Annotated in this window: 8 protein-coding genes; 6 read left to right on the top strand and 2 right to left on the bottom strand. The window is 70.3% G+C overall.

Going from position 1 to position 6,936, the window contains the following annotated elements; translation table 11 throughout:
* On the top strand, positions 1-252 hold a 252-nt coding region (locus tag KUG39_RS11960; protein ID WP_216918310.1), incomplete at its 5' end, for an EamA family transporter.
* Here the strand turns inward: KUG39_RS11960 and KUG39_RS11955 are convergent.
* Both KUG39_RS11955 and sufR read right to left on the bottom strand, forming a co-directional pair.
* Positions 212-586 (bottom strand): NDH complex assembly factor CRR9, encoded by a 375-nt coding sequence (locus KUG39_RS11955; protein ID WP_216915278.1) that lies wholly within the window; start codon positions 584-586, stop codon positions 212-214. The genes KUG39_RS11960 and KUG39_RS11955 overlap by 41 nt on opposite strands.
* Positions 587-589: 3 nt before the next feature.
* Positions 590-1,321 carry an iron-sulfur cluster biosynthesis transcriptional regulator SufR gene (sufR, locus tag KUG39_RS11950; RefSeq protein ID WP_216915276.1) on the bottom strand — a complete coding sequence of 244 codons (732 nt, stop codon included), beginning with the start codon at positions 1,319-1,321 and terminating at the stop codon, positions 590-592.
* A gap of 193 nt (positions 1,322-1,514) precedes the next feature.
* On the opposite strand from sufR, the gene KUG39_RS11945 reads away from it, so the two are divergent.
* From KUG39_RS11945 to KUG39_RS11925, 5 genes are all read left to right on the top strand, one after another.
* On the top strand, positions 1,515-1,880 hold the full coding sequence (locus tag KUG39_RS11945; protein WP_015109146.1) for a ferredoxin-thioredoxin reductase catalytic domain-containing protein: 366 nt from the start codon (positions 1,515-1,517) through the stop codon (positions 1,878-1,880).
* 17 nt (positions 1,881-1,897) lie between these two features.
* On the top strand, positions 1,898-3,340 hold the full coding sequence (sufB, locus tag KUG39_RS11940; RefSeq protein ID WP_015109145.1) for a Fe-S cluster assembly protein SufB: 1,443 nt from the start codon (positions 1,898-1,900) through the stop codon (positions 3,338-3,340).
* A gap of 73 nt (positions 3,341-3,413) precedes the next feature.
* The gene (gene sufC / locus KUG39_RS11935) at positions 3,414-4,217 is read left to right on the top strand and encodes a Fe-S cluster assembly ATPase SufC (protein WP_094586824.1); all 804 of its coding nucleotides are present in this window, start codon (positions 3,414-3,416) and stop codon (positions 4,215-4,217) included.
* Between the two features lies 1 nt (position 4,218).
* Complete coding sequence (gene sufD / locus KUG39_RS11930) at positions 4,219-5,499, top strand: Fe-S cluster assembly protein SufD (protein ID WP_216915274.1); 1,281 nt, start codon at positions 4,219-4,221, stop codon at positions 5,497-5,499.
* Between the two features lie 23 nt (positions 5,500-5,522).
* A complete protein-coding gene (locus KUG39_RS11925) occupies positions 5,523-6,803 on the top strand; it encodes a SufS family cysteine desulfurase (RefSeq protein WP_216915288.1) in 1,281 nt (426 codons plus the stop codon).
* Positions 6,804-6,936 lie beyond the last annotated feature (133 nt).

Here is a 6,936-nt window from a genome sequence, read left to right as displayed (position 1 = left end):
GGGCGCCGCTGGCCCCTGGCTCTCGCCGCCACCCTGCTGGGCACCAGCGCCGGCATCGCCCTGCAGCAGACCGCCCTGGCGGGCCTGCCGGGGGGCCTCGCCGTGGCCCTGCTGTCGACGGCGCCGGTGATGGCCCTGCCCCTGGCGGCCCTGGAGGGGGACCGGCCCGGCTGGCGTGGGGTGCTGGCGGCCGCCGCCGCCCTGGCCGGGGTCAGCCTGGTGGCGGGTCTGGTGGGGCTGCCCGGTGCCTGAGGCGCCGGTCGGCCTCGCCGGTGGCCCAGTGGATCAGGTCGGCCAGGTCGAGGGCGAGGTGCTCCTTACCGGCGGCGGTGGCGATGGCCGCCAGCTGGGCGGCCACGTGACCCATCTGGGTCAGGAAGGCCTGCTCGAAGCCGGCATCGGCGGCGATCAGCGGCTGGGAAGCGGCCCAGGCCGCCACCGCCTCCTCGGGCGGCAGCGCACCGGCCCGCTGCCCGGCGATGGCCTGCAGGGTGCGCAGTCCATGGGCCAGGAGCCGCAGGTGGTGGCGCTCCAGGGTGGGGAGCAGGGTGGCCTCCAGCTCCTGCAGCTCGTCAGGGCTGAGCACGGCTCAGGGGGCCGGGGTGGGGCCGACGGCCACGGGGCTTGCGGTGACGGGGGCGATGCGGAAGCCGCAGCTGTGGCCCCCCTCCAGCCGCCAGTGGACCCGCTCTACGTCGCAGTCGGGGAAGGTGTGGCGGATCAGGCGCAGCTCCTGGTCGCAGACCACCGGGTACTGCTCGGCGATGCGCATCACCGAGCAGTGGAATTCGCTGATCACCCAGGCAGGACCATCGGCGTTATCGGCGGCGGGGTCGTCATCGGGGCGGCATTCGGCCACGTAGCCCTCCTTGCGGCGCAGCTCCACCAGGCGCTCGATCCGCCGGCCCAGGGGGCCGCTGCCGATCTGGCGGCGGTACTCGGCGGCCTTCTCCTCGGCCTGCTGGCGCAGCACCAGCTCCAGGGTGTCCGCCGGCAGGCTTTCGGTGAGGGTGTGGAGCAGGCCGAGGGCGAAGGTCTCGCTGCCGTCGGGGAAGTGGCCCTGGCCCTGGGCGGTGAGGTGCCAGACGTTGCTGGGGCGGCCGGGCCCTTCGTGGGGGGCGCTGGCCTCGACCAGGCCGTCGTCCTCGAGGCTGCGGAGGTGGCGGCGCATCACCTGGACCGACACCCCGAGGGCGGCCGCCAGCTGGCCGGCCGTCGCCTCACCTTCCCGCAGCAGCATCGAGAGGGCTGCCTCCCGGGTGGGATGGCTTCCCTCGGCGGGAGCGGCCGGAAGGCCGCGGGACTGGGCGGGGGCGCTCATGACGGGGGTGTGACCAAAACACCATGCCACGCACATCGGGGGAATGGGGGCTGGCCCGTGGTGGCCGCCGGGGCGTCACAATGACCTTTCCACGCCGTCAACGGACCACGCCTGTGCCTTAGGCTCCCGCAGTAACGAAACCAAAGTGTTTCGTTATTCGATCCACCGGTGCGCGCAACCCGACGCTCTGCCCATGACCGACGCCTCCACCACGACGACCCCTGCAGCCGGTGCCGAAAGCCTGGAGGTGATCCGCCGTTTCGCGGAAACCTACGCCCAGCGCACCGGCACCTACTTCTGCAGCGATCCGGGGGTCACCGCCGTGGTGCTCGAGGGTCTGGCCCGGCATAAGGACGAGCTGGGTGGCGCCCTCTGCCCCTGCCGCCACTACGAAGACAAGGAGGCCGAGGTGGCCCAGGCGTTCTGGAACTGCCCCTGCGTGCCGATGCGGGAGCGCAAGGAGTGCCACTGCATGCTTTTCCTCACCGAAGACAACCCCTTCCGGGGCGAGCAGCAGACCATCAGTCTCGAAGACGTCCAGTCCCTCACCGCCGGCTGAACCGGCCCCTTATCCCCATGGCGAGCAGCGCAACCGTCGGCGATCTGGTGAGCCAGCCGTACAAGTACGGCTTCGTCACCGACATCGAAACCGAGAAGATCGCCAAGGGGCTCAGTGAAGACGTGGTGCGGCTGATCTCCGCCAAGAAGAACGAGCCGGCCTTCCTGCTCGACTTCCGCCTGCGCTCGTACCGTCAGTGGCTGCAGATGGAGGAGCCCGACTGGGCCACCCTGGGCCATCCGCCGATCGACTACCAGGAGATCATCTATTACGCGGCGCCCAAGCAGCAGGAGAAGAAGGCCAGCCTTGATGAGGTGGACCCCAAGCTGCTGGAAACCTTCGACAAGCTCGGCATCCCCCTGAGCGAGCAGAAGCGCCTCTCCAACGTGGCGGTGGATGCGGTGTTCGACAGCGTTTCGATCGCCACCACCTACCGGGAGAAGCTGGCCGAGCACGGCGTGATCTTCTGCTCGATCAGCGAGGCGGTGAAGGACCACCCCGACCTGATCGAGAAGTACCTCGGCACGGTGGTGCCCGGCAACGACAACTACTTCGCCGCCCTCAACTCGGCCGTGTTCAGCGACGGCTCGTTCGTGTTCATCCCGAAGGGCGTGGAATGCCCGATGGAGCTCTCCACCTACTTCCGCATCAACTCCGGTGACACCGGCCAGTTTGAGCGCACCTTGATCGTGGCCGAGGAAGGGGCTTCGGTGAGCTACCTGGAGGGCTGCACGGCGCCGATGTTCGACACCAACCAGCTGCACGCGGCGGTGGTGGAACTGGTGGCCCTCGATGACGCCTCGATCAAGTACTCCACCGTCCAGAACTGGTACGCGGGGGATGAGAACGGCAAGGGCGGCATCTACAACTTCGTCACCAAACGGGGCCAGTGCCGCGGCGACCGCAGCCACATCAGCTGGACCCAGGTGGAAACCGGCTCGGCGATCACCTGGAAGTACCCCAGCTGCGTGCTGCAGGGGGCCGATTCGGTGGGCGAGTTCTACTCGGTGGCGCTCACCAACAACCGCCAGCAGGCCGACACCGGCACCAAGATGATCCACGTGGGCCCCCGCACCCGCTCCACGATCGTGAGCAAGGGGATCAGCGCCGGCCACTCCTCCAACAGCTACCGGGGGCTGGTGCAGCTGGGCCCCAAGGCCGTGGGCGCCCGCAACTACAGCCAGTGCGATTCGATGCTGATCGGCGACCAGGCCGCCGCCAACACCTACCCCTACATCCGCTCCCAGCAGCCGGATGCCCGCATCGAGCACGAGGCCAGCACCTGCCGCATCTCGGCCGACCAGCTCTTCTATCTGCAGAGCCGTGGCATCGCCTTCGAGGAGGCGGTGTCGATGATGGTGAGCGGCTTCTGCCGCGACGTGTTCAACCAGCTGCCGATGGAGTTCGCCGCCGAGGCCGACAAGCTCCTGGCCCTCAAGCTCGAGGGTTCGGTCGGCTGATCCCGGCCCACGGCCACCCCGGCCGCCCCAACGCTTCTTCCCCCGTCCCTTTCCTGCCCTTTTCTCCCCCGCCGTGATCCGCCCCGACGCTCCCGTACTGCTCGAGATCCGTGATCTCACGGCCCGCGTGGAGGACCAGCCGATCCTCAAGGGGGTGTCCCTGACGATCCGCGCCGGTGAGATCCATGCGGTGATGGGCCGCAACGGCAGCGGCAAGAGCACCCTCTCCAAGGTGCTGGCGGGCCACCCGGCCTACACCGTCACCGGTGGCACCGTGCTCTACAAGGGCGAAGACCTGCTCAGCCTGGAGCCCGAGCTGCGGGCCCGGGCCGGCCTGTTCCTCGGCTTCCAGTACCCGGTGGAGATCCCCGGGGTGAGCAACCTGGAGTTCCTGCGGGTGGCCACCAATGCCCGCCGCGCCGGCAAGGGGGAGGAGGAGCTCGACACCTTTGCCTTCGAGGACCTGGTGCGCGAACGGCTGCAGGTGGTGCAGATGGATCCGGCCTTCCTGGAGCGCAGCGTCAACGAGGGCTTCTCCGGTGGCGAGAAGAAGCGCAACGAGATCCTGCAGATGGCCCTGCTCGACCCCCTGGTGGCGGTGCTCGACGAGACCGACTCCGGCCTCGACATCGACGCCCTGCGCATCGTGGCCGGCGGCGTGAACCACCTGGCCGGCCCCGACAACGCCACCCTGCTGATCACCCACTACCAGCGGCTGCTGGATGTGATCACCCCTGATTACGTGCACGTGATGGCGGCGGGCCGGATCCTGCGCACCGGCGGCAAGGAGCTGGCCCTGGAGCTGGAGGAACGCGGCTACGACTGGGTCGACGCCGAACTGGCGGCCCTGGAGCGCACACCGGCGGAGGTGGGCTGAGATGGTGGCCGCTTCGCTCTCCACCCCCACCGCCGCCGCCGGCGCCGCCCCGAACTCCTGGGTCGCCGCCCTGCTGGCGAACGCCGCCGGTGGCGCCTCCGCTGGCGCCGATGCCCTGGCCCCCAGCCGCTCGCGGGCGGCCCAGGCCCTGGCGCAGACCCCGCTGCCCACACGCCGCGTGGAGGCCTGGCGCTTCACCGACCTGGCGCCCCTCACCGCCCTGAGCCCCACCCTGCTGAGTCCCGTCCCGGCGGCGCAGCCCGAGGTGGGTGCCGGCAGCCTGCGGCTGAACCTGGATGGTCACAGCGATCCCCTGGCCGGGATCAACCTGCCGGCGGGCCTGGAGCCCATCAGCGGCGACGAACTGAACGCGACCCTGGGCCAGGTGCTGGCCGCCACCGGCAGCACCGAGCTGTGGCCGGTGCTGCTCAACGGCGCCACGGCCCGCAACGTGCTGGCCCTGCGGGTGCGCGGCCCGGTTGCCACCACCCTGGAGCTGGTGAGTGACGCCGGCGCCGGCGAGGGGATCCTGCCCCTGCGGCTGCTGCTGGTGCTGGAGCCCGAGGCTTCTCTGGAGGTGCTGCAGGTGCACCGCAGCGGCGGCGCCAACCTCACCAGCGTGGTGCTGGAGGCCCGGCTGGGCGAGGGCGCCGAGCTGCGCCACGGCCTGCTGGCGCCTGGCGCCGAAACGGGCTGCCTGCTGGCCACCGTGGCGGTGGAGCAGGCCACGGGCAGCCGCTACAGCGGCGTGAGCGCCCACGGCGGCTGGGCCCTGGGGCGGCTGGAGCCGCGGCTGGTGCAATGCGAGGGGGCGGCCCACAGTGCCCTCAAGGCGCTGCAGCTGGCGGATGGCCGCCAGATCAGCGACACCCACAGCCAGATGGTGTTCGAAGGCCCGGACGGGCGGCTGGAGCAGCTGCACAAGGCGGTGGCCGACGGCCAGGGCCGCAGCGTGTTCAACGGGGCCGTGCAGGTGCCCCGTGCAGCCCAGCGCACCGATGCGGCCCAGCTGAGCCGCAACTTGCTGCTCTCCGACCGGGCCCGGATCGACACCAAGCCCGAACTGGAGATCGTCGCCGACGACGTGCGCTGCGCCCACGGCGCCACCGTGAGCCGGCTGGAGCAGGACGAACTCTTCTACCTGCAGAGCCGCGGCATCGCCGCCGACCAGGCGGCCCGGCTGCTGTTGCGCGGCTTCTGCGAGGAGGTGCTGCAGGAACTCCCCGAGGCCGCCCGGCCGTGGCAGCCTCTGGCCAGCTTGCTGGGGGAGCAGGGACGATGACACCGACCTCCACCAACTCGCCGATGGTTGCGGCGCCGCCGCTGGCGGGAACGCCGGTGGTGGCCGACCTGGCAGCGCAGACGCGGCCCGATTTCCCCCTTCTGGCCCAGACGGCCTGCCTGGGGCAGCCGCTGATCTACCTGGATTACGCCGCCACCAGCCAGAAGCCGCGCCAGGTGCTGGAGGCGCTGCAGCAGTACTACAGCCTCGACAACGCCAATGTGCACCGGGGCGCCCACCAGCTGAGCGCCCGCGCCACCGACCATTTCGAGGCGGCCCGGGGCAAGGTGGCCAGCTTCATCGGTGCCGCCAGCGCCCGGGAGATCGTGTTCACCCGCAACGCCAGCGAGGCGATCAACCTGGTGGCCCGCACCTGGGGTGACGCCAACCTGCGGGAGGGCGATGAGGTGCTGCTGTCGGTGATGGAGCACCACAGCAACCTGGTGCCCTGGCAGCTGCTGGCGGCCCGCACGGGCTGCGTGCTGCGCCATGCGGGCGTCACCGAGAGCGGCGAGCTGGATCTGGAGGACCTCAAGGCCAAGATCAGCGAGCGCACCAAGCTGGTGAGCCTGGTGCACGTGAGCAACACCCTGGGCTGCCTCAACCCGATCGAGGCGGTGGCCGCCCTAGCCCACGGGGCCGGCGCCCTGCTGCTGGTGGATGCCTGCCAGAGCCTGCCCCACAAGCCGGTGGACGTGGCGGCCCTGGGGGCCGATTTCCTGGTGGGTTCGTCCCACAAGCTGTGCGGGCCGACGGGCATGGGCTTCCTCTGGGCCCACGAGGCGCTGCTGGAGGCGATGCCGCCGTTCCTGGGCGGCGGCGAGATGATCCACGACGTGTACCTGGACCACAGCACCTGGGCCGATCTGCCCCACAAGTTCGAAGCCGGCACCCCGGCCATCGGTGAGGCGATCGGCATGGGCGCCGCCCTGGATTACCTGCAGAACCTGGGCATGGAGCGCATCCACGCCTGGGAGCAGCAGCTCACCCGGCGCCTGTTCGACCGGCTGCAGGCCATCGACGGGGTGCGGATCCTGGGGCCCACGCCGGACCAACAACCCGACCGGGCCGCGTTGGCGGCGTTCAGCGTGGACGGGCTGCACGCCAACGACATCGCCGCCCTGCTGGATTCCGCCGGCATCTGCATCCGCAGCGGCCACCACTGCACCCAGCCCCTGCACCGCCACTACGGCCTGTCCAGTTCCGCCCGCGCCAGCCTGGGCTTCACCACCACCCCCGAAGAGATCGACCGCTTCGCTGAGGAGCTTGAGGGAACGATTGGCTTCCTGAGGGAGCACAGCTGAAGGGGGGCAAGCAAGGAAGGTCGCTTGGCTTTGCCGTGGTTCTTGGTTGAGAATCGGCCAAGGCTCTGGAATGGGATCTGTATCGGCCGGAACATGTGGATATCGGACCCGTGAACCACGGTTATCGTTGGTG

The sequence above is a fragment of the Synechococcus sp. CCAP 1479/10 genome (genome assembly GCF_019038515.1).
Classification (GTDB): Bacteria; Cyanobacteriota; Cyanobacteriia; order PCC-6307; family Cyanobiaceae; genus Cyanobium.
This window is presented reverse-complemented; position numbering and strand designations above follow the sequence as displayed.

Coding starts and splice junctions, on each gene's coding strand:
- sufR (WP_216915276.1), bottom strand. CDS start 1,321: ATGAGCGCCCCCGCCCAGTCCCGCGGCCTTCCGGCCGCTCCCGCCGAG.
- KUG39_RS11945 (WP_015109146.1), top strand. CDS start 1,515: ATGACCGACGCCTCCACCACGACGACCCCTGCAGCCGGTGCCGAAAGC.
- sufB (WP_015109145.1), top strand. CDS start 1,898: ATGGCGAGCAGCGCAACCGTCGGCGATCTGGTGAGCCAGCCGTACAAG.
- sufD (WP_216915274.1), top strand. CDS start 4,219: ATGGTGGCCGCTTCGCTCTCCACCCCCACCGCCGCCGCCGGCGCCGCC.
- KUG39_RS11925 (WP_216915288.1), top strand. CDS start 5,523: ATGGTTGCGGCGCCGCCGCTGGCGGGAACGCCGGTGGTGGCCGACCTG.